This is a genomic window from Streptacidiphilus albus JL83 (assembly GCF_000744705.1).
Classification (GTDB): Bacteria; Actinomycetota; Actinomycetes; order Streptomycetales; family Streptomycetaceae; genus Streptacidiphilus; species Streptacidiphilus albus.
Genome location: NZ_JQML01000001.1, coordinates 3173606 through 3199626, shown reverse-complemented (window position 1 = coordinate 3199626; position 26021 = coordinate 3173606). Strand labels below are relative to the sequence as shown.

Genomic DNA, 26021 nt, shown 5'->3' with positions numbered 1-26021 from the left:
GCACCGGCGGAGCCGCCGCTACTGCGGCGGCTCCGCCGGTGCCGCACCGCCGACGGCCCGGAGCAGCAGCAGCGAGCGCCCCGGCACGGTCAGTGCCGTGCCCGCCGGACACAGGGTGCCCGGGGCCTCGCGCTGCTCCTCCAGCGAGGTGTCGACCACCAGCTCGTAGGCGTCCGCCCACGGCTCGCCCGGCAGCACGAAGCGGGTGGACTGGTGGTGGGCGTGCAGCAGCAGCAGGAAGCTGTCGTCGGTCAGCTCGCGCCCCAGCTGGTCGCGTTCCGACATCTCCCGACCGGAGAGGAACATCCCCAGGGTCGCGCCGGGGGCGTACCAGTCCGCCTCGGTCATCTCGCGTCCGCGCGCGGTGAACCAGGCCAGGTCGCGCAGTCCGCCGGGGTGCGCCGGGCGGCCGGAGAAGAACGCGCGCTGGCGGAGCACCGGATGCGCCCGCCGGAGCCGGATCAGCCGCGCCGTCAGCTCGGTCAGCGGGCCCCAGCGCGGGTCCTCCCGCAGCGACCAGTCGATCCAGCCGGTCGGGTTGTCCTGGCAGTAGGCGTTGTTGTTGCCGCCCTGGGTGCGCCCCATCTCGTCGCCGGCGACCAGCATCGGCACCCCGGTGGAGAGCAGCAGGGTGGCCGTCAGATTGCGCAGCTGCCGGGCGCGCAGGGCGTTGACCGCCGCCGAGTCGGTCTCGCCCTCGGCGCCGCAGTTCCACGCGTGGTTGTCGTCGGTGCCGTCCCGGTTGTCCTCGCCGTTGGCCTCGTTGTGCTTGCTGTTGTAGGAGACCAGGTCGCGCAGGGTGAAGCCGTCGTGCGCGGTGACGAAGTTGACCGAGGCGTAGGGCCGGCGCCCGCCCCGCTGGTACAGGTCGGAGGAGCCGGCCAGCCGGTCGCCCAGCTCGCGGACGTCCGGCGCCACGCCGCGCCAGAAGTCCCGCACGGTGTCCCGGTACCGGTCGTTCCACTCGGTCCACAGCGGCGGGAACTGCCCGACCTGGTAGCCGCCCAGGCCGACGTCCCAGGGTTCGGCGATCAGCTTCACCCGGCTGAGCACCGGGTCCTGCGAGACCGCCGACAGGAACGGCGCGAGCATGGACACCTCGAAGGGGGAGCGGGCCAGCGCCGCCGCCAGGTCGAAGCGGAAGCCGTCCACGCCCATCTCGCTGACCCAGTACCGCAGCGAGTCGGTGACCAGCCGCAGCGCCTGCGGCTGGGTGGTGTCCAGGGTGTTGCCGCAGCCGGTGTAGTCGGCGTAGGCGCGGCGGTTGTGCGGTTGCAGCCGGTAGTAGCCGGCGTTGTCGATGCCGCGCAGCGACAGCGTCGGGCCGCCCTCGCCGCCCTCCGCGGTGTGGTTGTAGACGACGTCCAGGATCACCTCGATCCCGGCCGCGTGCAGCGCCCGCACCATCTGCTTGAACTCGGTGACCTGCTGTCCGCGCGTCCCCGTGGCCGCGTAGCCGCCGTGCGGGGCGAAGAAGGCGATGGTGTTGTAGCCCCAGTAGTTGCCGGCGCCGCGCTGCTGGAGGTGCTCCTCGTCGGCGAACTGGTGCACCGGCAGCAGCTCCACGGCGGTCACCCCGAGCCGGGTCAGGTGCTCGACCGCCGCCGGGTGGGCGAGCCCGGCGTAGGTCCCGCGCAGCTCCTCGGGGACGCCGGGCAGCCGCTTGGTGAAGCCCTTGACGTGCAGCTCGTAGAGGACGGTGTCGGCCCAGGCGGTCTTCGGCCGCCGGTCGTCCGACCAGTCGTCCTCGTCGTGCACCACCACCCCCTTGGGCACGTGGCGCGCCGAGTCCCGGTTGTCCCGGACGGTGTCGGCCACCTCGCGCTCCGGCCAGTTGCGGACGTGCCCGTAGGCCGAGTCGTGCAGGACGAAGGGGCCGTCGACGGCCCGCGCATAGGGGTCGAGCAGCAGTTTCGCCGGATTCCAGCGCGCCCCCGTCCACGGGTCCCAGCGGCCGTGCACCCGGTAGCCGTAGCGCGTGCCCGGCAGGACGCCGGGCAGGTGGCCGTGCCAGATCTGGAAGGTCTGCTCCTGCAGCCGGAAGCGGCTCTCCTGCCCCTCCTCGTCGAACAGGCACAGCTCCACCGCCTCGGCGCCCGCGGCCCAGAGCGCGAAGTTGGTGCCGGGCCGCCCGTCGGGCCCGGTGTGGAAGCGCGCCCCCAGCGGCTGCCAGCTGCCGGGCCAGGCCCGGGCCGGGCCGGCCGCCCCGCCGTCCTCCGGCAGCCGCAGCTCGGTCGGCACCAGGTGCAGCCCGCCCCGGTCCCGCGCGACGCGTCCGGTATCGGCGGATTGTCCGCCCGCGTCCTGCCATGCCGACATGGCCGTACCTCCCCGCTGCGGGGAGTCCCGTTCCCCGACTGGAATGTACGTTCCCTGCTGTGCGTCGAATGTCACGTATCTGCGTCGACCTTCCTGAGACCGGACATCTCCGGGACCTGCTCGGGACAGGCTCGGGTCACCCTGCTGCCGCCTCGGAGACGTGTCCGCCGGCTGCCACCGTCGTTTACCAGGGAGGTCTCGGACAGGAGTGGTGACGGTGGCTCGGCGGTTGGCGTGGCGGAAGGTGCTCGGCGGTTCGACGGCGGAGGGCTCGACCGCGAGCGGTTCGACCGCGAGTGGCTCGACCGCGAGCGGTTCGGCGGCGGGCGGCGCCGGGCGGGCGGCCGCGCTGCTCCTGGGGGCGCTGCTGCTCACCTCCTGCTCGGCGTCGCCGAGCAGCGGCAGCGGGGACGCGCTGCCCTCGGTCTCCACCGCGGTGGTCACGGTCACCCCGGGTGACGGAGCGTCACAGGTCCCGGCCCAGGGCGGGGTCTCGGTCACCGTCCGCAGCGGACGGCTGACCCAGGTCCGGCTCAGCGACGACCACGGCACCGACGTCCCCGGCGCCATCGCCGCCGACGGCTCCTCCTGGCAGCCCGCCGCCAAGCTGCTGCCGGAGACCCGCTACAGCCTGGACGCCGTCGCCGTCGACGCCCACGGCCAGCAGGCGGCCAAGCACGCGGTGTTCACCACCTTCGTGCCCACCCACACCTTCATCGGCTTCTACACCCCGGAGGACGGCCGAACCGTCGGCGTCGGGATGGAGGTCTCGCTGCGCTTCAACCGCGACATCGCCGACCGGGCCGCCGTCGAGCGCGGGGTGAGCGTCACCGCCAGCCCGGCGGTGCCGGTGGTCGGGCACTGGTTCGGCGCCCGGAGGCTGGACTTCCGGCCGCAGCGGTTCTGGCAGCCGGGCACCCGGGTCACCCTCGCCCTGCACCTCAAGGGCGTCGAGGGCGCACCCGGCGTCTACGGCACCCAGCAGAAGCAGATCGCCTTCACCATCGGCCGGGCCCAGATCAGCACGGCCGACGTCGGCGCCGACACCATGGCCGTCCGCCGCGACGGTGAGCTGCTGCGCACCCTGCCGATCTCCGCAGGCGCCCCGGAGCACGCCACCTACGGCGGCATCATGGTGATCACCGGGATGTTCGAGGTGACCCGGATGGACTCGCAGAGCGTGGGCCTCGGCAGCGAGTACGACATCCCGGCAGTGCCGCACGCGATGCGGCTCACCGACTCCGGCACCTTCGTTCACGGCGTCTACTGGCGTCCGGCCTCGCTCTTCGGCTCCGCCAACACCTCCCACGGCTGCATCGGTCTGCACGACGCCAAGGGCGGCAGCGACACCAGCCCCGCCGGGTGGATGTTCGACCACTCCATCCCCGGGGACGTCATCGAGGTGGTCGACACGGACGGCACCCCGGTCGCCCCGGACAACGGCCTCAACGGCTGGAACATGCCCTGGTCCCAGTGGATCGCGGGCAGCGCCCTGCACTGACGCCCTGCCCTCCCGAGCCGTCCCGAACGCCGCCCTTCCGAACGCCGCTTTCCTGCGTCGTGCAACGCACACGTGGCCCAGCGCGTCTTCAGGGGTAGGTGAACGGTATTCGGGAGGGGAGAGTCGCTTGGACTCGGCACGGGCATTCGACGGCGATGGCGGTACACCAGGGGACGGGTGGGACTCCGGTACGCCGCCGACGGGCATAGCCGACGGCCCCCGCCGCCTGCGCAGTGCTGCCCCGCGCCGGGCCGGCCTGCGGCGCGGGCTGCTCGCCGCCGTGGTCGTGCCGGTACTGCTGCTGGCCACGGCCTGCGGCGGCGGCAGCAGCAAGGCCGTCGTGGGCAGCGGCAGCGAGGACGCGAAGAGCAGCGCGTCGAGCGCGCCCTCGGCGCCGAGCGAGAAGGCCTCGTCGGCGGTGGTGAGCATCCTGCCGCAGAGCGGCGCGGTCAATGTCGCGACCACCGGCGCGCTGAAGGTCACGGCGGCCTCGGGCAAGCTGACGGCGGTCAAGGTCGTCTCCGCTGCGGGCACCGTCGCGGCCGGGACCGTCGCCGCCGACGGCAGCAGCTGGACGCCCACCGGCGCGCTGCGCACCGGCTCCCGGTACACGGTGTCGGCGACCGCCGTGGACGCGGACGGTCTCGCGGTCACCGGCACGAGCTCCTTCACCACCCTGACCCCGAGTCAGGTGAACGCCGGCGTCTTCAACGTCGACTCCGGCGCCACCTACGGGGTGGGCATGGAGGTGTCGATCAACTTCAACCAGCCGGTGGCCGCGGCGGACCGGGCCGCGGTGCAGCGGGCGATCACGGTCACCTCCGACCCGAGCGTCCCGGTCGTGGGCCACTGGTTCGGCAACGACCGGATCGACTACCGTCCGCAGTCCTACTGGGCGCCCGGCACCAAGGTGGTCCTGCACATGGATCCGGACGGGGTGGAGACCTCGCCCGGCGTCTACGACACCCAGTACAAGGACGTCGCCTTCACCATCGGCCGTAACCAGGTCAGCGTCGCCAACAGCGCCACGCACATGCTCACGATCTACCGCAACGGGACCGCCTACCGGACCCTCCCCGCCTCGCTGGGCGACCCGGACCACACCACCTACAACGGCGTCATGGTGATCTCGCAGAAGTACCAGAGCATCGACATGAACGCGGAGACGGTGGGGCTCGGCGACGCCTACAACATCCCGGACGTGCCGCACGCCATGCGGCTGACGACCTCGGGGACCTTCGTCCACGGCAACTACTGGCGGCCGATCTCGACCTTCGGCACCGCCAACACCAGCCACGGCTGCGTCGGCCTGCACGACGTCCAGGGCGGCGGCGACCCGACCACGCCGGCGGGCTGGTTCTACGCGAACTCGCTCATCGGCGACGTGGTGCAGGTGGTCGACTCGCCCTCGGCCCAGGTCCAGCCGGACAACGGCTGGAACGGGTGGAACATGTCCTGGGCGAACTGGACCGCCGGCTGACGGCGGTTCACGCCCGAGACTCGGAGCCCACAGCCCGGAGCTGACAGCCCGGAGCCCACAGCGCGGCCCGGTCCCCCGAGGGGGACCGGGCCGCGCCGCGTTCCGCAGCCTCGGCACGTCCGGTTAACATGCGTTCACCAGCCGTCGGCACGGCGGCTCCACCAGCCCAGTCCCCAGGGAGAGCGCTCATGGAACGGTTCGTCACACTTGAGGTCGAGGACGCCGTCGGCACGATCCTGCTGGCCAGGCCGCCGATGAACGCGCTGGACGCGGCCATGCAGGACCAGCTCAAGGAGGTCGCGGACGAGGCCGCCGCGCGCGGCGACGTCCGGGCCGTGGTGGTCTACGGCGGGGAGCGGGTGTTCGCGGCCGGGGCGGACATCAAGGAGATGCAGGGGATGTCCTACACGGACATGGTGGAGCGCGGGGGCGCGCTGCAGGCGGCCTTCACCGCCGTCGCCCGGATCCCCAAGCCGGTGGTCGCGGCCGTCACCGGCTACGCCCTGGGCGGCGGCTGCGAGCTGGCGCTCTGCGCGGACATCCGGATCGCCGCCGAGAACGCGAAGTTCGGGCAGCCGGAGATCCTGCTCGGGCTGATCCCCGGCGCCGGCGGCACCCAGCGGCTCGCCCGGCTGGTCGGCCCGGCGCGGGCCAAGGAACTGATCTTCACCGGGCGTCAGGTCCGGGCCGAGGAGGCGCTGCGGATCGGCCTCGCCGACCAGGTCGTCCCGGCCGACGAGGTGTACGCCACGGCGCGCGCCTGGGCGCTGAAGCTGGCGACCGGTCCCGCCTATGCGCTGCGGGCGGCGAAGGAGGCGGTGGACCGAGGTCTGGAGACCGATCTGGAGACCGGTCTGACCCTCGAACGGCAGCTGTTCGCAGGGCTGTTCGCGACCGAGGACCGGGAAATCGGTATGAGAAGTTTTGTCCAGGAGGGACCGGGGAAGGCACAGTTCCGCTGATCGGACGGGTGATCGAGATTTCGGCGCCGACCCCGGGAAAATTAGGCATATGCCAGAAGCACTGATGATTCTTTACGCATAGTGCTCCCGCGATCACCCGTGAGTTGCCATGATGAACAACATGGCAGCACGGGGCGTCACACAGCAGCAGTACGCGGTCAAGGACGGCGGTGCCCTTCGGACCGCCTGGCCGGAGCCCGCGGAAGGGCTTCCACCTGCGGACTTATCCACGCTGCCGACGGTCTGGCCGAACGAGGTCCCCGAGTCCGGAATCGGACTGTTCGCCTCCTCGGAGGAGTTGGAGCGGGCCCTCTTCGACCGGTTGGTCGACCCGCAGGGGAGTGAGGTCCGGTTCGCCGCCGGGCCGCAGTCCTCCAGGCGGGTCCGACGCCTCACCATGTCCGCCCTGGAATCCTGGGGCCTGGGCGGGCACGGCGAGGTGGCGGCGCAACTGGTCTCCGAGCTGATCGCCAATGCGGTCCGGCACACCGGGGGCCGAACCTTCGGCCTGCGGCTGGTGCGCCGCCACGGCTGCGTCCGCTTCGAGGTGTACGACCCCTCGCGCGCGCTGCCCTGTCTGATCCTGGGCGAACCGGAGGACGAGGGCGGGCGCGGCCTCCAGCTCGTCGACAAGCTCTCGCAGCGCTGGGGCGCGGATCTGATGTCGCACGGCAAGTCGGTCTGGTTCGAGCTCCGGGTCCGCGAAGCGGCTCCGAGCGCCTGATTCTCCGAGCGCCTGAGCAACTTGAGTACCTGAGTCTCTGTGCCCGGTTACTGGGCCCAGTTACCACGCCGGGCCCCGGCGATCGTGTTGTTCCCGATCGGGGGCCCTGAGGTGGCCACCGCGCGGCCGAGGGGGTGGAGCCGGCGGTGTGGCGGTCGCGCCCGAAGGCGAAGGACCGCGTTGTCCGGCCGGAGCGAGGAGGTTGCTCCGACATCATCGACCATGCCACAGGTCTCAGCATGCGGGCAAACGGCATTTGGTGCATTCAGCGATTTTTTCTGCAAATGAGCCATGGATCACAAGGCTGAAGCCCAGATCCTCTTGGGATTCACCGGCTGGTTGCCATTTCTTCCCGTAGCCGCCCCCGTCAGCGCGTCGGGCAGGCCGCTCTGCGGAAGCCCGGGAGGAGCAGCATCAGGAGTCCGGCCACCTCGACCGCCCCGCAGCCCGCGTAGGCGCCGACCAGGCCGACCGTGGCGATGGCGAAGCCGGTGGCCGCCCCGGCCAGCGGGACGATGCCGAGGGAGAGCAGCGTGCTGAAGGCGCTGACCCGGCCCCGGAGCTCGTCCGGCGTCTCGGACTGGGTCAGGATCGAGGCGATCACGGCGATCGGGCCGCTGCACAGGCCGACGACGGCGGTGGCGGCCACGGCCGTTCCGGTGCCGGGGACCAGCGCGGTGCCGAACACCGCGATCCCCTGGACGGCTCCGCAGACCGCCATCCAGACCCCGGCGCCGCCGCGCACCTTGAGCCGGCTCATCAGCAGCGCCCCGGCGGCCGAGCCCAGGCCGAAGCCGGTCAGCATCAGGCCGATGCCCGACGCGCCCCAGCCCCGGTGGTCGGCCAGCTCGGCCATGCCGATGTTCATCGGGCCGACGAAGCCCACGTTGATCAGCAGCACGACCAGGGTCATCGGGCCCAGCACCGGGTGCCGGACCAGGAACGACAGTCCGGCCCGGAAGTCCTTGGCACAGGAGGGGGCCGCCTTCCGGCCGCCCTCGCCGTCGACCGCCTCCGGCAGCGGTCGCGGTCGGACGGTGGCCAGGGTCGCCACCGAGACGGCGAAGGTCGCGGCGTCGACCAGCAGCGCCAGCGGCACGCCGCCCAGGGCGACCAGCAGTCCGCCCAGCGGGGCGCCGACGGACAGCGCCAGCCGGGCCGCCATACTGGCGACGACCGCGCCGCTCGGGTACTGCCCGGGTTCCAGCAGTCGCGGCTGCATGGCTCCGGCCGAGGGCAGGAACAGCGCGTCGACGATGCCGAAGCCGACGGCGAGGGTGGCCAGCAGGGCCATGCCCGGGTTCAGCAGCGCGATGCCGGCGGCGCCGAGGGTGACCAGGGTGCGCAGGGCGTCGCTGCCGAGCATCAGCCGGCGGATGTCGAAGCGGTCCGCGATCACGCCGCCGAAGAGGATCAGCATCAGCCGGGGCAGCGCCGACAGGGTGAGCAGCAGGCCCGCGGTGCCGGCCGAGCCGAGGTGGACCGCGGACCAGGACAGGGCGACGTACCAGATCTGGTTTCCGAGCTGGGAGACGGTCTGGCCGCTCAGGTAGCGCCGGAAGGCAGGCTCCCGCAGGGCGGAGCGGGAGCGGACGCGGGTGGTGGACGTGCCGGTCGCGGTACCCGCCGTCACGGTCATGGTCGCTCCGGGAATCCGTGGAAGAAGAGGAAGACGTTCTCGCGGCCGTCGTCGTCGCGGTCCTCGGGCCTGGTGTGCGGGTCGTGCCGGTGGGCGTCGGCCCAGCGGCGCAGCACGCCGTTGAGCTCGCTGCTCAGCTCGCGCAGTTCGTCCGGGCTGAGCCGGAGGTGCGAGTTGGAGGCGACGGCGGCGTTCGACCAGTCCTCGCCCCAGTCCTCGCGGGCGGCCTCGTAGCTCCGGAGCCGGTCGAACTGCTCGGCGACGATGGCGCCGTAGAGGGTGTCGGCGGTGGCGCGGTCGGCCGGGTCCTCGAACTGCGAGGTGGACCAGGTGACGGAGCCCGGCACGATGCGCCACCAGCGCTCGCGCCGGTCCCGGGCCAGCTCCGGGGCCTCCTCGATGAAGCCGCGCCGGCCCAGCTCGCGGAGGTGGTAGCTGATCTGGCCCGGGTCGGCCTCGACATGCTGGCCGAGCATGGTCACGGTCGCCGGGCCGAGCAGCGACAGGAGCCGGAACAGCCTGCGCCGCAGGGGGTGGGTCAGGCCCTTGAGCACGGCCGGGTCGTTGAGTCGTCGGGATTCGGGCATGGCTCCAGGGTAGAAGCAGTAGATAAGTTCCGCAAGATTTCTACTGCAATATTCGCGAAGCTGCCGGGTGCGCCAACGCGTGATGCTCCGGGCCTGGTTGACGCCCCGGCAGGTCGCTCAGCCGAGCCAGCCGGTGATCCGGTTCCGCAGCGAACGGGCGTCGAGCCCGTGGGCGGTGAGGTGCTCGGCCATGGACCCGTAGTGGCGGACCTCGTCGCGGGCGACGCCCAGGCCCAGGATCCGGTGCGGCAGCCGGTCCAGCGCCTCGTTGGCGAAGGGGGTGGAGGTGCCGGCGAGGTAGGGCTCGACGATCACGACCTCGGCCGGTCCGGCGCTGTGCGCGACGGCGGCCCGGAGCGCCTCCGCGTCGAAGGGGCGGACCGTGGTCGCGTAGAGGACGGTGACGTCCAGGTCGGCGGTGGCGGCCAGGACCGGCTCCAGCATCGGCCCGACCGCGAGGACGGTCCCGGCACTGCCCCGGCGGAGCGTCAGAAAGCGTCCCGGGGTGACCGGGTGGGCAGTGGCGTTGTGCTGCTCGGACAGCCGGACGTAGACCAGTCCGTCGCCGGCGGCCGCGTCGCGCAGCAGCAGCTCGGCCTCGTCCGGGTGGCCGGGGACGTGGACGGTCCAGTCGGGGAGCGTGTCCAGCAGGGCGACGTCGCCCGGGGACATGTGGGTCCGCCCACCGGCCGGCCAGTCGTACGAGCCCAGGGCGCTGACCAGCACGGCGCCGACACCCTGGTGTCCCAGGTCCAACTTGACCTGCTCAAAGGGGCGTTCGACCAGGAAGCTGGCGAAGGTGTGGGCGATCGGCCGCAGCCCGGTCAGCGCCATCCCGCCGGCGGCGCCGATCAGCAACTGCTCCCGGATGCCGACGTTCACCACCCGGTCCGGGTGGCTGCGGCGGGCCGGCGCGAAGCCGTCGGCGGAGATGTCGGCGATCACGACCGCGAGGCGCGGGTCCTCGTCGAGCAGGGAGGTGGCGGTGGAGATGAAGCGGCTGCGCACGGGGTGCCTCCGGGGCGGGGTCGGCTGGACTAGGGGCAGGGGGAGTCAGAACTTGGGTTCCACGACGGCGACGACGGCCAGCGGGCGGTCCGGGTGCGGCGTGGTGAAGGCGGCCCGGAGCGCGGCCTGGTCGCGCCCGTCGACCGTGACCGCCGACCAGCCGGCCGCCTCGAAGCGGGAGGCGATGCCGCCGCGCCAGCCGTGGGTGGCCGAGTCGTTGTCGATCACGACGGTGTGCAGCCGGGACAGTCCGGCCGCCCCGGCGTAGGCGAGGGCCTCGTGGTTGCTGCCCTCGTCCAGCTCCGCGTCGCCGACCAGCACCCACACCGCCGGGTCCGACAGTCCCTGGGCGCGCAGTCCCAGCGCCGTGCCGACGGCGAGCGGCAGCCCGTGCCCCAGCGAGCCGCTGCCGATCTCGACGCCGGGGATCAGCGTCCGGTCCGGGTGGTGGCCGAGCGGCGAGTCGAAGCTGCCGAAGCCGGGCAGCAGGGCCGGGTCGATGAAGCCCTTCGCGGCCAGCACCGCGTAGTAGGCCATCGGCCCGTGGCCCTTGGACAGCAGGAACCGGTCCCGGTCCGGGGCGTCGACGGAGCCGGGAGCGACCCGGAGCACCTGGTCGTAGAGCACCCAGAGCACGTCCAGGGTGGAGGTCGCGGCGTGGGTGTGCTTCTCCGCGCCGGTCATCAGGGACATCAGCCCGAACAGCCGGTCACGGTCGTCGTCGGTGGTGAGCAGTGCGGTGTCGTTGCTTGTCAGCGTCATGGGACCAGGCTGCAACTTCAAGCGCACTTGAAGTCAAGCGCTGTCCCTGTTGTCAGGCGGCCGACCCGGGACTCGCGCGGCGTAGCCGCCGTCGACGGCGAGGGTGGCGCCGGTGATGTAGCGGCCGGATCCGCTGCCGGAGCGCTGCCTGGGAGGTGAGGAAGGCGGCCCGCACATTGATGGCGAGCTCGGCGCTGTCCCGGCGTTCGGACGTCGCGTTCCGTCGGCGGTACGCTCAAAGGTGAAGTCCGCTTGAAGCTCAGGGAGCGCCATGGTGCCGGCACCGACCTCGGAGGACCGACTGACGATCGGTCAACTGTCGCAGCGCAGCGGGCTGGCGACGTCAGCGCTGCGCTACTACGAGGAGCTGGGGCTGATCCGCTCCGAGCGGACGGTCGGCGGGCAGCGCCGCTACGCCCGGGCCGCGCTGCGGCGGGTGGCCTTCGTCCGGGCCGCGCAGCGGGTCGGGCTCTCGCTGGAGGAGGCCGGCGCGGCCCTGGCCCGCCTGCCCGTGGACCACGCGCCGACCGCCAAGGAGTGGGCGCCGGTCGCGCGTTCCTGGCAGCACCGGATCGACGACCAGATCGCCGAGCTGCAGGTGCTGCGCCGCAAGCTGGGCGGTTGCATCGGCTGCGGCTGCCTGTCGCTGCGGACCTGCACCCTCTACAACCCCGACGACGTGGCCGCCGAGCACGGGGCGGGGGCCCGCTACCTGCTCGGCGACGAGCAGCCGGCGCCCGCCCACGGCCGCACTGTCACCCATCGTGAGTGAGTGGATTCACACCCCGGGCCACCTGTTCCCCGGACGGGGTGATCGCGCATGCTGAGGGGATGTCGGTGCCCGGCAGGCCGGAGCACCCCGATCGCGGAGGCTGTCGCGTGGCCCAGAAGCGGAACCAGGAGCAGGACATCACGGTCGAGTCCCTCGGGGACGGCCCCGGGCTGCGCGAGGCCGACATCGACAGCTGGCACCGGGTCCTGCTCGCCTGCGCCGCCGTGGACGAGAGCGGCGAACCCGCGCCCGAGCGCGCGCAGACGGCGGCGAGGCTGCGTCACGCCCCGGTCGGCGCCCGAGTCCGGTACTGGGTCGCCAGGGACGAGGAGGGCGTGGTGGTGGGCACCGCCCAGCTGCGACTCTTCGAGGAGAGCGGCCGGAGCCGGCTGTCCCGCTGCCGGATCGCGGTGCACCCCGAGCGGCGCCGTCAGGGGATCGGCAGCGAACTGCTGGCGGTGGTGCAGTCAGGGGCGCGGGAGGCCGGGCGCACCAGCCTGGGCTGCGGCAACGTCACCGGCACGGCCGCCCCTGCGGCGCTCGGCGCCTGGGGCTTCAGCCGGGGGTCGGAGTACCTGAAGCTGCGGCTGCGGGTCGCCGACTGCGACCAGGACGCCTTGCGGGCCGTGGTCCGGGCCGCCAGCGAGGGCTACCACCTGGCCCGTTGGCAGGGGATCGCCCCCGCCGACCTGGCCCCGGCGTACGCCGAGGCGCGCGCGACGATGGCGGACGCCCCGTCCGGCGGGGTCGACCGCGGACGGGTCGACTGGGACGCGGCCCGGGTACGGGAGTTGGCCGAACTGCATGCCCGGCGCGGGGAGGGGCTGCTGACGGTCGCCGCGCTCTACCAGGACGAGCACGGCGAGGAGGCGGTGGCCGGATTCAGCGAGGTGATCCTGCCGGGCGGCACCCACGCCCGGCAGTCGGACACCGCCGTGGCGCGGCCGCACCGGGGGCGCGGGCTGGGGCTGTGGGTCAAGGCGGCGATGCTGCAGTGGCTGCTCGGCGCCCACCCCGAGGTCGCCGAGGTGATCACGGTCTGTGCCGAGAGCAATCGGCACATGATCGCCATCAATGAACAGTTGGGGTTCGAACTGGTCGGACGCGAGTACGAGTTCACGCTGGCGCTGACCCCGTGACACCCGGCGCGCGCCGCCCGGCGCAATCCCCTCGGCCAGCGCTTTTCGCCCTCCACGCACGGGTGAATCACGGCGTTGAGGGTGGCTGCTGATGCCGCCGCAGACCTATGATCACCACCGTGCGTAGGTAGGCGAACAGAGCATCAGGACGGAGTGCCGTGCCAGGCCTGAGCGGAGACCGGAGCAGCGAGTCGATCGGCGACGAGAGGGTCGCGGCGACGGCGCGGGTGGCTCCCGGGCTCTGTCCGGCTTGCGCCGAGCCGCACTCCGGGGCCGCCGCCGACACCGCCGGCCTGCAGCAGGCCCTGCACGCGAGCGAGACCCGGTTCCGGGCCGCGTTCACCGACGCCGGGATCGGGATGGCGCTGGTGGACTCCGAGGACCGGGTGATCGAGGCCAACCCGGCGCTGGCGGAGATGCTGGGCCGGACCGTTCCCGAGCTGAAGCGGCTGCACATCCACGAGCTGATGGAGGTCGAGGACCACGCCCGGCACGCCTACCAGCGGCTGGTCCGTGGCGAGCAGGACCGGATGCGGCTGGAGAAGCGGCTGATCCACCGGCTCGGCCACGCGGTGTGGACCAACATCACCATCTCGCTGATCAGGGGCGCGGACGGGCTGCCGCTCTACACCCTGGCGATGGTGGAGGACGTCTCGGAGGCCCGGCGGCTCGGCGACCGGCTGCACTATCAGGCCATGCACGACCCGCTGACCAGGCTGCCGAACCGTTCGCTCTTCTTCGAGCGGCTGGCCGGGGCCTTCGCCGAGGCCGACCGCCGGGTCGGTCTGTGCTACCTCGACCTGGACGGCTTCGCGGCCGTCAACGACACCCTCGGCCACCATGTCGGCGACGAACTGCTGGTGGCCGTCGCCGACCGGCTCGAACGCCGGTTCTCCGGGCGCGGTCATCTGGTGGCCCGGATGGGCGGCGACGAGTTCGCCGTCCTCGTTCCGCACAGCGCGGGCGAGGTCGAACTCTCGGCGCTGGCCGCCGAGATCGTCGAGATCCTGGGCGTGCCCTACGACCTGGCCGGTCAGCGGGTGGTGGCGACGGCCAGCGTCGGGGTGGTGGAGCGTCCGGTCCCCGGGACCACGCCGACCGAGCTGGTGAAGGACGCCGACGCCACCCTCTGCTGGGCGAAGAGCGACGGCCGGGCCCGGTGGGCGGTCTACGACCCGGAGCGGATCGCCCACCAGATGACCCGGCAGGTGCTGGCGACGACCATGCGTCCGGCCCTGGAACGGGGCGAGTTCATGGTCGAGTACCAGCCACTGGTGGACCTCCAGGGCGGCGGCGCGGACCTGCTCGGAGTGGAGGCGCTGGTCCGCTGGCGCCACCCGCAGTTCGGACGGCTCGGCCCGGACCGCTTCATCGGCATCGCCGAGGAGACCGGCGCCATCGTCCCGCTCGGGCGCTGGGTGCTGGAGACGGCCTGCCGCCAGGCCCGGGAGTGGCTGGACCGCTTCCCGGAGGCGCAGCTGTTCGTCAGCGTCAACCTGGCCGCCCGCCAGTTCCGGGACTCGGACGTGGTGGCGGACGTCGCCGAGGTCCTGGGCGCCACCCGGCTGCCGGCCCGGCTGCTGCAACTGGAGCTGACCGAGAGCGCGGTCATGGGACCGGCCGGGCGTCCGGTGGAGGGCCTGCACGCGCTGGCGGCGATGGGCGTGCGGATCGCCATCGACGACTTCGGCACCGGGTACTCGAACCTCGCCTACCTCAGCCGGCTGCCGGTGGACGTGCTGAAGCTGGCCGGGTCCTTCATGGAGGGCTTCCGCGAGGCCGCGACGGGCACCGAGGCGGCGGACGAGCAGATCGTCGCGGCGCTGGTCCGGCTCGCCCACGCGCTGGGGCTGACCGTCACCGCCGAGGGCGTGGAGAGCGAGCTCCAGGCCGACCGGCTGCGGGCCACCGGCTGCGACACGGCCCAGGGCTGGCACTTCGGCCGGGCGACGGCGGCGGCGGAGATCGATCGGCTGCTGGCCAAGGGGCGCGCCACGCTGTAGCGCAGGCCCGAGGAGTGCAGGCCGGGGCAGTGCAGGCCGGGGTAGTGCAGGCCGGAGGAGTGCAAGCCGGACTGGGCCGTTCGAGTGGCCGATCAGTACGACATTCGGACGGTTCCCGGGCGGCATGCCGGGCAGACAACCGTGAAAACCGTCAATACGTGCATCTTCTTGGAGAGCGACGCAGGCCGCGCCATTCCGGCGGAGGTCTGAGGCCGTCGCTGCCCGTCAGAAGGGATTGCACGTCAGATGTCCAGAACCAGTGGAATCGCGGCGACTGCGGTGACCGTCGGTGCGGTGATCCTCCTCGGCTCCCCTTCAGCCCTGGCCGCCGTTCCGGTGCTGCCCCTCCCGGGCGGATTCCCGGCCGCCCCGCAGCAGACCGCCCGGCAGGCCCGGACGACCTCGGCCGCGCCGGGCAACCCATGGGCGGACGCACCGTTCGGGCGGCCGTTCGGAGCGGCCGAGTCCGCGCGGACCGGGGTGGAAACCTCGCTGAGCAGCGATGCGGTGGCGCACGGGCAGCAAGTCGGGGCGGGCCTGGAACTGCCACCGGGGTCGGCCGTCCACGCCGCACCGGCCGTCGAGCGGCCGGCCGCCGTGGCCGGGACGTCCACCGGCGCACAGGCCGGACGGCCGCCGTCGACCCAGCGGCTGGTGACGGCGGTCCTGCTCGCGCTGGGTACGGCGCTCGCAGTGGTCTTCCTCAACCGTCGCCGACCCGTCCCCCGAGGTTGAGGGTGGGGGCGCGGGCACGGGCGCGCGGAACGGCGGGTGGGTCGGGCAGGCTTCGGGTCGTGGCCTCGGGCGCGCTGCTGGCGCTGCTGATGGCCGGGGCCGGGCCGGGGCGGGGGACGGCCGCCGCAGTGATCGCACCGGCGGGCGGGCGAGCGGTCGGGGGTGGCGGCGGGGACGCCGCCGGGCTGCTGCCCTTCGGGCTGCCGTCGTCGCCCACCGGGCCCTCGGGCTCGCAGGTCTGGGTTCCCGGGGTCGGCGTACTGGCCCTGCCGGTCAACGGTCCGCAGCTGGTCCCGGACGGCGCACCCGCCTCCGACGACGACAGCACGGACACCTCCTCGGACGCTCTGGAGCCGGCAACCGGCATGTCTGGAACGGCAACTGACGAGTCATCGGCCGATGCGACGGCTACCGGGAGCTCGGCGCCCGGCTCGATCCCGCTGCCGCCGCGCCGCACGCCGCGCCTGCCGCGCACCGTCTTCCTCGCCTACCTGTCGGCCGAGTCGCGGCTGCGGGTCCGGCGACCGTACTGCCGGCTGGACTGGCCGGTCCTGGCCGCGATCGGTCAGGTCGAGTCGACCCAGGCCTACAACGGGCGGGTGCAGGCGGACGGGACCAGCTACCCGCCGATCTACGGACCGCTGCTCGACGGCAGGAACGGTTTTGCAGCGGTGCCCGACACCGACCACGGTCGGCTGGACGGCAACCGGACCTGGGACCGCGCCGTCGGTCCGATGCAGTTCATGCCCACCACCTGGGAGGAGTGGGGCACGGACGGCAACGGCGACGGGGTGGCGGACCCGCAGAACGTCTTCGACGCCGCGCTCACCGCCGGTCGCTACCTCTGCGCCAACGGGACCGACCTCGCGGATCCGGCGCAGTTCCGTCGCGCGGTGCTCAGCTACAACGACGACGCCACGTATGTCGCGGCGGTGCGCAGCTGGGCGGCCTACTTCCGCAGGGGCGTGTCGAGGCCGACGCCCACCCCGCTGCCGCCGGCCCCCAAACCGGTGCAGCCGACGCCGGTTCCGGCACCCAAGCCCCCGATGCCCAAGCCCCCGGCGCCGACGCCCCCGGTGCCGACGCCCAGGCCCACGCCGGTGCCGCCGCCCGTCCGACCGACCCCGCCGCCGGTCCCGGCGCCGCCGGTACCGCCGGCGCCACCGACGACGGTGCCGCCTCCGCCACCGCCCGTGCCGTCGCCGCCGGTGCCGTCCGCGCCCGGTCGGCTGCCTGCGGTCCCGTCACCGGTGGTGGTGCCGCCCGTGTCGCCGCCCGTGTCGGCCCCGCCGAGGCCGCCCGTCCACCTGTTCCGGCTGGCCGGGCTGTTCCAGCCCGCCTCGCTGCTGCGCGCGGCGGTCCCGCTGGGAGCCGACCGTGAGTCGGCTGAGTACCGGGCGATGCGGCGGACGGGTTGACCCCCGGCTGGCAGGATCGGGGCACACATCCAGCAGACCCAGGAGCGTGCCCCGTGGTCCGTCGTCCGATCCGCAGCGCCGACCGCCCGTCCTCCCGACGCGGTTGGCGGACCGCCGTGGTGTCCGCCGCCACGGCGGGGGTGCTTGTCGTCGGCCTGGCGACAGCCGCAGCCGCCTCCGCCGTGACCGGGGCGGTGTCCGGCGGCTACGTGGTGCGGGCCGGGGACACGCTCTCCGGGATCGCCGTCGCCGAGCATGTCCCCGGTGGTTGGCGGGCGTTGGCGGTCGCCAACCACATCTCCGCCCCCTATGTCATCCGGGTCGGCGAGGCGCTGGTACTGCCGTCCGGCTCCAAGGCGGCCGTGCCGCCGGCCCGGCCGTTCCCGGTGCCGGTGGCGGTGGGCCGGGCCACCCAGGTGATCACCGTGCTGGCCCACGGCTCCTATGCCACGGTCGCGGCCTGGCAGAAGAACGGAACGCGCTGGGTCGAGGAGTTCAGCACCACTGCCGCGCGGGTCGGCGCCAACGGCATCACCAACGGCGCCACCCGGCACCAGAACACCGACACCACTCCGACCGGCACCTTCACCATCACCCAGGGCTTCGGCGTGGGCGCCGACCCCGGCACCAGGATGCCGTACCACCGGGTGAGCTCCCAGGACTGGTGGGACGAGGACCCGGCCTCGCGCTACTACAACCAGATGCGGACCGCCGCCCAGGGCGGATTCCCGCTCACCGAGAACGGCGCCGACGGCAGCGAGCACCTCGTCGACTACCCGGTCCAGTACCACAACGCACTGGTCATCAACTTCAACATGGACCCGGCCGTGCCGGGGCGCGGGGCGGGCATCTTCCTGCACGACCTCGGCCCGCAGCGCGGTGCGACGGCCGGCTGCGTCGCCCTGCCCGAGTCGGTGTTGACGCAGGTCATGCACTGGATCGACCCGACCCGGCACCCGGTCATCGCCATCGACTGAGGCACCGGTCGAGCCACCGGTCGAAGTACCGATCAGCATTTTGCCATTCCTTTACAACCTGCGCTCCGGCTGCGTCGTCTCTCCGCGCGACATCACACCCAGCCGCCCGCCAACGGCCCTGCAGTTCAGCAGTCCCGGGCCGGCGGGTCGACAGAGAGAAGCAGTCCATGCGCAGCAGCAGTCGTAGGAACAACTTCGCCGCCATGGCCCTGGCCGCAGCCGTCGTGCTGCTTCCGGCCGCCCCGGCCATGGCGGCCTCCCCGTCGGCGTCGGCGACTCCGAAGGTGCACGCGACGTCCACGCCGCAGCCGGGGGCCAGCTCCGCGCCGTCCTCCGGGGCGACCGCGATGCCCAGCACCAGCGCCGCTCCCGCCGGGGGCACCGCGACGCCCGGCTCCAGCGCCGCTCCGGCTGCCGGCGGCACTGGGGCCTCGCCCCAGGTCGGTTCCGTGCCTGCGGGTGCTCCGGACACCGGCGTGCCGACCACCGGTTCGGGCAACAACGACGTGGCCATCGGCGGTGCCTGCGCGGCCGTGCTGCTGGTCGGCGGCCTCGGCACCGTGGTGCTGCGTCGCAGGTCGAAGGTCCAGGGCTGATTCTTGAGCGCGAACGGCAGCACCCAGTCCCCCCGCGTCCGTCGATCCCGGCGCTGGGCCGCAGCCCTGCTGCTGGCCTCGGCCGTGGTCGGCTCCGTCGCCGGCTGTGCCGGTAGCTCGACTGCGCAGGCCGGAGCCTCCGGTGTCGGCGCCGTCCTCCCGTCCGCCGTGGGCACGGGTACCGGCAGCCCGGGGACCGACGCCGCGTCGACGGTGAAGCCGCTCGCGCGCTCGGTCCCGGTCCGGCTGAAGATTCCCTCGATCGGGGTCGACACCACGCTGATGCAGCTCGGCCTCAACCCGGACGGCACCGTGCAGGTGCCGCCGATCGAGGCGAACGCCCCGGCCGGCTGGTACCGGAACTCGGTCACGCCCGGGCAGACCGGTCCGGCGGTGATCCTGGCGCACGTGACGGTCGGCCAGTTCGGCAACGGCGTCTTCCTGCACCTGTCGCAGCTGAAGCCGGGCGACCAGGTGACCGTGCTGCTCCAGGACGGGGCGTCGGCGGTGTTCACGGTGGACAAGGTGCAGCTGGCGCCGAAGTCGGCTTTTCCGACCAACGCCGTTTACGGGAACGTCGACCACCCTGCCCTGCGTCTCATCACCTGCGGCGGGCCCCGGGGCGCGAACGGCCAGGGGTATCCGGACAACGTGATCGTCTACGCCTCGTTGACCTCCGGCACCGGCGACTGACGGACCGGCCGACGGGATCCGGCCGGGTCGCGCCTGCGTCTCCTCCTCCATGGGGGGACGCGGCGCGGCCCGGCCGGCCCCGGACCCGCCCCCAGCGGCCTGCGCCGGCTTCCCGCCGGCTTCCCGCCGACTTCCGCCACTGACGAGGAGAGCGTTGACCCGGTCCCAGGACAGCGCGGCATCCGACCTGTTCGCTGCCGTCTATCCGCAGCTCGCCGGTTGGTGCCGCCGCCTCGTCGACGACGACGGGACGGCGCACGAGATCGCCTCCGAGGCGTTCGCCCGGCTCTGGGCGCGCTGGACCAAGGTCGACGAACCGCGTGGTTTCCTCTATGTCACCGTCGCCAACCTCGTGCGCGACCATTGGCGGAAGATGGAACGGGAGCGGAGGGCCATGCGCCAGGTCGGGAACGAGGCGGTGGTGGGGAGCCAGGGCGAGCACGGCAACCCCGGTGTACGGATGCTGGTGCAGTCGCTGCCGGAGCGGCTGCGGACACCGGTGCTGCTCCACTACTACGCGGACCTGCCGATCCGGGAGGTGTCCGCGTTGACCGGGCGCAACGAGGGGACGGTCAAGTCCGATCTCCACACGGCACGCGAACTGCTTCGCTCCGAGCTGGGGAGACATCTTGATTACACGCGTTGAGGAGCCGGACGAGCACGGCCCGGCTGCGGACGACGATGACGACCCGCTGATCCTGCTGCTGCGCCCGGACACCACCCTGCTGCCGCCGCCCCCGGGGGCGTTCGACGGGATCCGGCGCACGGCGGCCCGCCGGCGCCGACGCCGGGCGATGGTGGGCGGCGGAGTCGCCGCCCTGGTGCTGGCCGCCTGCGTGACCGGGCCGCTGCTGCTGAACGGATCGGGCGGACAGCGCTCGACCTATCTGCCGGTGGGGCCGGCCGCACCCGGTGCGACCGGCAGCCGGTCGCCGCAGGCTCCGAGCGTCGTGGAGAGCGGCGGCGCGTCGTTGGCGCCGTCCACCAGCAGCTCGCCGGCGGCCGGCCCGACCTCCTCTCCGGTGGTGCCCGGGGGCCCGGCCGACGGGACCGGTGCCGGCGCCAGTGTCGGTACCGGCCAAGGTGCCGGGACCGGGGCCGGCTCGGGTACGGCGACCCATGGGCCGACCGCGTCGAGCGCGTACGGCGGGAGCGCGGCGCCCTCGACCCGGAACACGCCCTCGGCCTCGGCCACCGCGCAGCCCTCCACCTCGGCCAGGTCCACGGCCACGCACCGCGCCGCCAGTGCGACCTCGACGCCCTGAAGGCTGACGCCCTGAAGCCCGAGGCGCTGAAGCCCGAGGCGCTGAAGCTCGATGGGCTGACCGGAGACGTGGTCGACCGCCGGGCTCAGGCCCAGCGGACGATCTCCTCGTGGTCGAGCCGGGGCAGCCGGTCGAACCAGGGGTTCTCGCCGGGGTGGCCGATGTTGACGACCAGGATCGACTTCCACCGGCCGTCGGCGAAGAAGTCCGCGTCCAGGCCCTCCCGGTCGAAGCCCCCCATGGGACCGGCGGCCAGGCCGTGGGCGCGGACGGACAGGATGAAGTAGGCGGCCTGCATCGGGCCGTTGAAGTCGACGGCCCGCTGCTGCAGTTCCGCGTTGCCCTCGTAGACGTCCTTGAGCTCGGGCCGGAACGGGAGGGTGTGCGGGATGTGCTCGTAGAACCGGCTGTCGACGGCCAGCACCGCGACGGCCGGGGCCGAGGCGGTCTTCGCCCGGTTGCCTTCGGCCATGTGGCCGAGCAGCCGCTCGCGGCCCTCGGGGGTGCGGACGTAGAGCACGCGCAGCGGCTGGAGGTTGGCAGCGGTGGGCGCCCACCGGGCGAGCTCCCAGATGCTGCTCAGCTCCTCGTCCGTGACCGGGGTGTCGGCGAAGGAGTTGGCGGTGCGGGCCTCGGTGAAGAGCGCGGCCCGGCCTGCCGCGTCGAGCGCGGTCAGACCCGGTGCCGGTGCCACGGAGAGATCGGTCATGGTGAACAGCTCCCAGGATCGGTATACCTGATTTTCAAAGCAACTGCTAAAAACATAGCACTTCGAAAAACCGAGCACCATCGGCAATGCGAGTGCGCGGGTATGCTGGATCCATGACGGGAACGGGAGCGCGAAGCGGTGACGGACAGCGGACGGAGCGCAGCTCCGCGGTCTGCGACCGGTCACTGGCGAAGGCCTTCGGGTTCCTGGGCAAGCGCTGGAACGGCCTGCTGCTGGCGGCCCTGATCCCCGGGCCGCTCGGCTACGCGGATCTGCGCCGGGCCGTCGGCACCATCAGCGACTCGGTGCTGGCGGAGCGGCTGGCCGGGCTCACCCGAGCGGGGCTGGTGCTGCGGCGGGTCGAGCCCGGCCCCCCGCTGTCGGTCGAGTACCGGCTCACCCCGGCCGGCCAGGCCCTGCTTCCCGCGATGGACGAACTCGCGGCCTGGGCCGCCGAGAACCTGCCGGACGACGGCCCCTGCACGGGCGGGCACCTGGGCCCCGCGGACCCCCGGGTGGACCCCCTGGACCGGCCCGGCGCCTGCGCCGGGGACTGAGCGGCACCCTGCCCCGTCCGTGACGCAGCGGGACAGGACAGGGCAGGGCAGGGCAGGCTGACCGGGCGGGCGCGGTACGCCGGACGTACTCAGTCGACGGTCGGGGCGAGTCCCAGCTTGCGCAGCCACTCCAGCTGGACGCCGGGGTTGGAGCCGTAGCCGCCGCCGTGGTCGGCGAACTGCCACACCGTCATGTCGTTGGCCCCCGCGTAGCGGTGGTAGGTCGCGACCAGCTCGGGGCGAGCCCGGCGGCGGCGTCCACGGCGCGCACGCAGTCGGTGATCAGCCGCCGGTAGTAGTGGGCGTTCGGGTCCTCGATGCCCCGGGTCATGAAGTCCTCGACCCACTGGGTGCCGCTGCCCTCGCCGCGGGGCGGCGGCGGAGCGCCCGGCGGATGGGAACGGCCTTTCGCTGCCGTTAGCACGATCGGGTGATGCCTGATGCGGGCCGATCTGTCCCGATATCCCGGTTCCGGGTGCGCAGAGGGTTCGTTCGGCCCCGATCGGCACCGGGATCCGGCACGGACCGTCAGGTTCCGGCGGGAAAAGTACCCCGGACAGGCGTGTCGGACGCCCCTGCGGGTGTGTTGATACTGAGAGTTCTTCTAGTTGCCCTTGTGCGGAGGAAGTGAATCGTGACCGATTCGTGGGTGCGTCCCGACGAAGCAGGGCCGAGTCCGACCCTTGCCGCGCCGAGACCGGTTCCGGGGGCGGGGTCGGGAGCGGGGTCGGAGTCGGGGAAGGGGTCGCGGCCGGGCCGGGTGCCTCCGCCGCGCCGCGCTCCGAACCCCGGCCGGGCCCAGCGCCGCCGCTCGGCGCCCCCGGTTCGGACCGTGCCCGCTCCACTCGGACCGGGACTGCTGGTAGGTATGCCGCTGCTGGGCGCCGTGTTGAGCGGGGGCGGACTGGGACTGCTGTATACGGTGTCAGCGGTGGTCGGTGCGGTCGCGGCGGCCTGGCTGTCCGGGCAGTCCGGGCTCTGGTGGGTTGCGACCGGCGCCCCGGCGGTGGTGCTGCTGGTCGCCCTGGTCGCACGGGCTGCCACCGACTCCGGCGCCGGTACGGGCGCCGCCCTGGCGACCCATGCGCTGGCCTGGACGGCGCATGCCTTCCCGGTGATGGTGATCGTCACGGTTGCGGTGCTGCTGGTTGTCCTGGTGCGCGTGGTGCGGGAGAGAGGGCGTGGCCGTGGCTGAGCGGCAAGGCGGGACAGGCCGGACGGGACACACCGACCGCCCGGGGCAGCGGGGGCGACGGGCGCCTCCGGCCGAGCGGGGCATCCGGGCCGCCGGGCCGGCGCCAGGCCCTCGGGCCGGCTGCTGCGGGTCTGCCGGACGGTGGCCGTGACGGCCTCCGCCGCCGTGCTGCTCACGGCCGGCGTCTCCTGGTACTCGTACCGTCAGCTGACGACCGGGGTGCGGACCTCGGACGTGTTGTCGATGACCCAGCGGAACGCGCCGGCGCAGCTGGACAACTCGGTGAACCTGCTGCTGATCGGACTGGACAGCCGCAAGGACATGAACGGCAACGACCTGCCGAGCTGGGTGGTCCGGGACGAGCTGCAGGCCGGCTCCTCCAGCGATGTCGGCGGCTACAACACCAACAGCCTGATCGTCATTCACATCCCGGCCGGCGGCAAGGCCAAGGCCCAGGCGTTCTCGATCCCGCGCGACGACTACGTCATGACCTACAACGGCGACGGCACCCAGCAGGGGATGCACAAGATCAAGGAGGCCTACGGGCTGGCCAAGGCCGCGTCGATGGCAGCTCTGGAGGACAAGGGCTACAAGGGGGCGCAACTGGAGCAGGCGAGCCGGGAGGTGGGGCGCGCGGCGACCATCACCACCGTGCAGAAGTTCCTCAACCTGCGGATCGACCACTTCGCCGAGGTCAACCTGATCGGCTTCTACGACATCGCCCAGGCGATCGGGCCGATCAACGTCTGTCTGAAGAACGCGACCTCCGACCCGGCCATGAACGGCCAGGGCTCGGGAGCGAACTTCCACGCCGGGATCAACACCCTGAGCACGCCCGCCGAGGCTCTGGCCTTCGTCCGGCAGCGGCACAACCTGACGGACACCGAGGGCAACGGCAACGGCGGCGACTTCGCCCGCACCCACCGCCAGCAGGCGTTCATCGCCTCGGCCGAGATCGCCCTCAAGCAGCAGGGCGTCCTGGGCGACGTGAGCAGGATGCAGAGCCTGTTCGACGTGGTGAAGAAGGACATCGTCATCGACGACCAGTGGAACCTGCTGGACTTCGCCCAGCAGGCGCCCAACCTGTCCGGCGGCAACGTCGTCTTCAACACCCTGCCGGTGGCGGCGCTGAAGTCCGTCTACATTCCGGGCGAGGGGACCCAGGACGTCAACTTCGTGAGCGTCCATCAGGTGCAGAGCACGGTCCAGGCGCTGATCGACCAGGACCCGGCGCCGTCGGCCTCGGCCGCCGGCTCCGCCGCGGCCTCCGCCGGCGGGTCGGGGTCCACCCCGGTGGCTCAGGCCACGGTGGACGTCTTCAACGGCTCCGGGGTCACCGGCGGCGCGGCGGCGGAGTCGGCGGTGCTGGCGGCGGCCGGCTACACCAAGGGCCAGATCAGCACGCACGCTCCGGCCGCCAGGACCCGGGTGCTGTACGGCGCGGGCGCGGCGGAGGCCGGGAAGCAGATCGCCGCGAAGCTCGGGGTGGCCGCCCCGGTGGCCAGCTCGGAGGTCACGGCGGGCCATGTAGCGGTGATCCTCGGCACGGGCTTCACCCTGCCGAGCGCTCCCGTCGGCGGCGCGCCGAGCAGCGGCGGCAGCGTCGGCTCGGGTGGTGGCGGTAGCGGTGGCTCGGGTAGCGGCGGCAGCGGTAGCGGTGGCAGTGCGGCTCCGTCGCCGTCGGGCACCGCCAACCTGGTCTTCCAGGGCAGCGCGGTACAGGGAGGCGGCATCCCCTGCGTCGAGTGAGCCCCTGCGTCGAGTGACCCGTGCGCCGGTTGGAACCTGTGCGTCGAGTGGGCCCTGGAGGTAAGCACCGCCAGTGATCGTCGCCACTGTTGGGCCGCCGCGACCTCAACGGTCCTGACCCTGCGGTATGTTCCGAACGATCGGAACGATCATGCCGCAGCCGGTGCCTGCGACCGGACGCGGCCCGGTGCAGACAGTGAGGACGATCTCCCATGACGCACGGCTACGACGTCACCGTCGACTGGACCGGCGACCTCGGTACAGGTACGGACAACTACCGGGCCTACAGCCGCGCCCACGAGGTGCTGGCCGAGGGCAAGCCCGGAATCCTCGGCTCCGCCGACCCGGCCTTCCGCGGCGACCCGGCCCGCTGGAACCCCGAGGAACTGCTCGTCGCCTCGATCGCCCAGTGCCACATGCTCTGGTACCTGCACCTGTGTGCGATGGGCGGGGTCGTCGTCACCGGGTACGAGGACCGTGCCCACGGAGAGATGGTCATGGACGCCACGGGTGGTGGCGGGCAGTTCAGCGAGGTGCTGCTCCGTCCCGAGGTGACCGTCACCGATGCGTCGATGGTGGAGAAGGCCCGGGCGCTCCACGGTGGGGTGCACGCGGTGTGCTTCATCGCCCGCTCGGTGAACTTCCCGATCCGCCACGAACCCGTGGTCCACGTCCAGGGGGCCTGAGCGGCCCGGCTCAGGCCGAGTCGTCGGTGCCCAGGGCGAGCAGGGCCAACGACTCGGCGTCGGACCGCAGTTCGGGGTGGGCTTCGAGCAGGGCGGCCAGCACGGCCCCCTGCTCGACCGGCGTGAGCGCGGCGAGCGCGGCGGCTCCGTCGACCTCCGCGCGCTCCTCGGCGTCGTCGTCGTCGCCCTTGCCGTGCGTCGCCGGGGCCCAGGACAGGCCCTGCTCCAGCGCCGCGATCCCGAGCGCCACACCGTGCGCGCACATTCCCGGAGCGGCGGAGTCGGCCTCCGCCTCCGCCTCCGGGCAGTCGCACTCGGCGGTCAGCACCCCGTGGGCGATGCCGATCCACACCTCGTACTCGGTGCCGTCCGGGTCGCCGACCACGCCGCAGGCGCCGCCGTAGCCCGGCTCGACCTCGCTGACCGCGCCGGAGCGCCGAAGCAGCGCTCCGGCGGTGAAGTGACCGGGGAGCGCTGCCTGTTCCAGATGCTGGAATTCCACCACTGCTGCCATGGAACGCCATCCAACCGCATTCCGGGCACGA

26 protein-coding genes are annotated in these 26021 nt (G+C 72.9%); 18 read left to right on the top strand and 8 right to left on the bottom strand.

Features of this window, described 5'->3' with window-relative positions; genetic code table 11:
- Positions 1-18: 18 nt before the first annotated feature.
- Complete coding sequence (glgX, locus tag BS75_RS13765; RefSeq protein ID WP_081982306.1) at positions 19-2319, bottom strand: glycogen debranching protein GlgX; 2301 nt, start codon at positions 2317-2319, stop codon at positions 19-21.
- A gap of 217 nt (positions 2320-2536) precedes the next feature.
- Between glgX and BS75_RS13760 the strand changes: the two genes are divergently transcribed.
- The 4 genes from BS75_RS13760 (at position 2537) to BS75_RS50255 (ending at position 6986) form a co-directional block, all read left to right on the top strand.
- Positions 2537-3820: a L,D-transpeptidase gene (locus BS75_RS13760; RefSeq protein WP_233444651.1), complete on the top strand. Its 1284-nt coding sequence runs from the start codon at positions 2537-2539 to the stop codon at positions 3818-3820.
- Between the two features lie 205 nt (positions 3821-4025).
- The gene (locus BS75_RS13755; protein ID WP_034093013.1) at positions 4026-5300 is read left to right on the top strand and encodes a L,D-transpeptidase; all 1275 of its coding nucleotides are present in this window, start codon (positions 4026-4028) and stop codon (positions 5298-5300) included.
- A 188-nt stretch (positions 5301-5488) separates the two neighbouring features.
- Entirely contained in the window at positions 5489-6262 is a 774-nt protein-coding gene (locus BS75_RS13750) for an enoyl-CoA hydratase/isomerase family protein (protein ID WP_034088418.1), read from the top strand.
- Positions 6263-6383: 121 nt separating this feature from the next.
- Positions 6384-6986 (top strand): ATP-binding protein, encoded by a 603-nt coding sequence (locus tag BS75_RS50255; protein WP_231607766.1) that lies wholly within the window; start codon positions 6384-6386, stop codon positions 6984-6986.
- 367 nt (positions 6987-7353) lie between these two features.
- On the opposite strand, the gene BS75_RS13740 is transcribed toward BS75_RS50255, so the two are convergent.
- The 4 genes from BS75_RS13740 to BS75_RS13725 form a co-directional block, all read right to left on the bottom strand.
- The gene (locus BS75_RS13740) at positions 7354-8625 is read right to left on the bottom strand and encodes an MFS transporter (protein ID WP_034088417.1); all 1272 of its coding nucleotides are present in this window, start codon (positions 8623-8625) and stop codon (positions 7354-7356) included.
- Positions 8622-9212: a helix-turn-helix domain-containing protein gene (locus BS75_RS13735; protein ID WP_034088416.1), complete on the bottom strand. Its 591-nt coding sequence runs from the start codon at positions 9210-9212 to the stop codon at positions 8622-8624. The genes BS75_RS13740 and BS75_RS13735 overlap by 4 nt, the downstream gene beginning before the upstream one ends.
- A gap of 117 nt (positions 9213-9329) precedes the next feature.
- Positions 9330-10220 carry a transketolase family protein gene (locus BS75_RS13730; protein ID WP_034088415.1) on the bottom strand — a complete coding sequence of 297 codons (891 nt, stop codon included), beginning with the start codon at positions 10218-10220 and terminating at the stop codon, positions 9330-9332.
- Between the two features lie 45 nt (positions 10221-10265).
- Positions 10266-10913 carry a transketolase gene (locus BS75_RS13725; RefSeq protein WP_231608132.1) on the bottom strand — a complete coding sequence of 216 codons (648 nt, stop codon included), beginning with the start codon at positions 10911-10913 and terminating at the stop codon, positions 10266-10268.
- A gap of 340 nt (positions 10914-11253) precedes the next feature.
- On the opposite strand from BS75_RS13725, the gene soxR reads away from it, so the two are divergent.
- From soxR to BS75_RS48125, 10 genes are all read left to right on the top strand, one after another.
- Positions 11254-11754 carry a redox-sensitive transcriptional activator SoxR gene (soxR, locus tag BS75_RS13720; protein ID WP_174515031.1) on the top strand — a complete coding sequence of 167 codons (501 nt, stop codon included), beginning with the start codon at positions 11254-11256 and terminating at the stop codon, positions 11752-11754.
- Positions 11755-11861: 107 nt separating this feature from the next.
- On the top strand, positions 11862-12893 hold the full coding sequence (locus BS75_RS13715; protein WP_034088414.1) for a GNAT family N-acetyltransferase: 1032 nt from the start codon (positions 11862-11864) through the stop codon (positions 12891-12893).
- A 158-nt stretch (positions 12894-13051) separates the two neighbouring features.
- Positions 13052-14896 carry a putative bifunctional diguanylate cyclase/phosphodiesterase gene (locus BS75_RS13710; RefSeq protein ID WP_231607765.1) on the top strand — a complete coding sequence of 615 codons (1845 nt, stop codon included), beginning with the start codon at positions 13052-13054 and terminating at the stop codon, positions 14894-14896.
- A 246-nt stretch (positions 14897-15142) separates the two neighbouring features.
- Positions 15143-15631 (top strand): hypothetical protein, encoded by a 489-nt coding sequence (locus BS75_RS49300; protein ID WP_160312226.1) that lies wholly within the window; start codon positions 15143-15145, stop codon positions 15629-15631.
- A gap of 59 nt (positions 15632-15690) precedes the next feature.
- Positions 15691-17049 (top strand): lytic transglycosylase domain-containing protein, encoded by a 1359-nt coding sequence (locus BS75_RS44250; RefSeq protein WP_052069404.1) that lies wholly within the window; start codon positions 15691-15693, stop codon positions 17047-17049.
- 53 nt (positions 17050-17102) lie between these two features.
- The gene (locus BS75_RS13695; protein ID WP_152645669.1) at positions 17103-18026 is read left to right on the top strand and encodes a L,D-transpeptidase family protein; all 924 of its coding nucleotides are present in this window, start codon (positions 17103-17105) and stop codon (positions 18024-18026) included.
- 167 nt (positions 18027-18193) lie between these two features.
- Positions 18194-18622 (top strand): LPXTG cell wall anchor domain-containing protein, encoded by a 429-nt coding sequence (locus tag BS75_RS13690; RefSeq protein WP_034088412.1) that lies wholly within the window; start codon positions 18194-18196, stop codon positions 18620-18622.
- Positions 18623-18625: 3 nt separating this feature from the next.
- Complete coding sequence (locus BS75_RS13685; RefSeq protein WP_042437198.1) at positions 18626-19315, top strand: class F sortase; 690 nt, start codon at positions 18626-18628, stop codon at positions 19313-19315.
- A gap of 154 nt (positions 19316-19469) precedes the next feature.
- Complete coding sequence (locus BS75_RS13680; RefSeq protein ID WP_034088411.1) at positions 19470-19961, top strand: RNA polymerase sigma factor; 492 nt, start codon at positions 19470-19472, stop codon at positions 19959-19961.
- Positions 19945-20580: a hypothetical protein gene (locus BS75_RS48125; protein ID WP_152645668.1), complete on the top strand. Its 636-nt coding sequence runs from the start codon at positions 19945-19947 to the stop codon at positions 20578-20580. The genes BS75_RS13680 and BS75_RS48125 overlap by 17 nt, the downstream gene beginning before the upstream one ends.
- Positions 20581-20665: 85 nt before the next feature.
- Here BS75_RS48125 and BS75_RS13670 read toward each other — a convergent pair whose 3' ends face one another.
- Positions 20666-21289 (bottom strand): malonic semialdehyde reductase, encoded by a 624-nt coding sequence (locus BS75_RS13670; RefSeq protein ID WP_034088409.1) that lies wholly within the window; start codon positions 21287-21289, stop codon positions 20666-20668.
- Between the two features lie 113 nt (positions 21290-21402).
- On the opposite strand from BS75_RS13670, the gene BS75_RS13665 reads away from it, so the two are divergent.
- Complete coding sequence (locus BS75_RS13665; protein ID WP_063771423.1) at positions 21403-21846, top strand: winged helix-turn-helix transcriptional regulator; 444 nt, start codon at positions 21403-21405, stop codon at positions 21844-21846.
- A 190-nt stretch (positions 21847-22036) separates the two neighbouring features.
- Here the strand turns inward: BS75_RS13665 and BS75_RS50250 are convergent, their stop codons facing one another.
- A complete protein-coding gene (locus tag BS75_RS50250) occupies positions 22037-22270 on the bottom strand; it encodes an acetylxylan esterase (RefSeq protein ID WP_081982303.1) in 234 nt (77 codons plus the stop codon).
- A 408-nt stretch (positions 22271-22678) separates the two neighbouring features.
- Between BS75_RS50250 and BS75_RS13660 the strand changes: the two genes are divergently transcribed.
- The 3 genes from BS75_RS13660 (at position 22679) to BS75_RS13650 (ending at position 25476) form a co-directional block, all read left to right on the top strand.
- A complete protein-coding gene (locus tag BS75_RS13660) occupies positions 22679-23041 on the top strand; it encodes a DUF6542 domain-containing protein (protein ID WP_152645667.1) in 363 nt (120 codons plus the stop codon).
- Positions 23042-23188: 147 nt separating this feature from the next.
- Positions 23189-24790: an LCP family protein gene (locus tag BS75_RS13655; protein WP_231607764.1), complete on the top strand. Its 1602-nt coding sequence runs from the start codon at positions 23189-23191 to the stop codon at positions 24788-24790.
- A 212-nt stretch (positions 24791-25002) separates the two neighbouring features.
- Positions 25003-25476 carry an OsmC family protein gene (locus tag BS75_RS13650; RefSeq protein WP_034088407.1) on the top strand — a complete coding sequence of 158 codons (474 nt, stop codon included), beginning with the start codon at positions 25003-25005 and terminating at the stop codon, positions 25474-25476.
- A gap of 10 nt (positions 25477-25486) precedes the next feature.
- Here the strand turns inward: BS75_RS13650 and BS75_RS13645 are convergent, their stop codons facing one another.
- Positions 25487-25990 carry a hypothetical protein gene (locus tag BS75_RS13645; protein ID WP_152645666.1) on the bottom strand — a complete coding sequence of 168 codons (504 nt, stop codon included), beginning with the start codon at positions 25988-25990 and terminating at the stop codon, positions 25487-25489.
- Between the last annotated feature and the right edge of the window lie 31 nt (positions 25991-26021).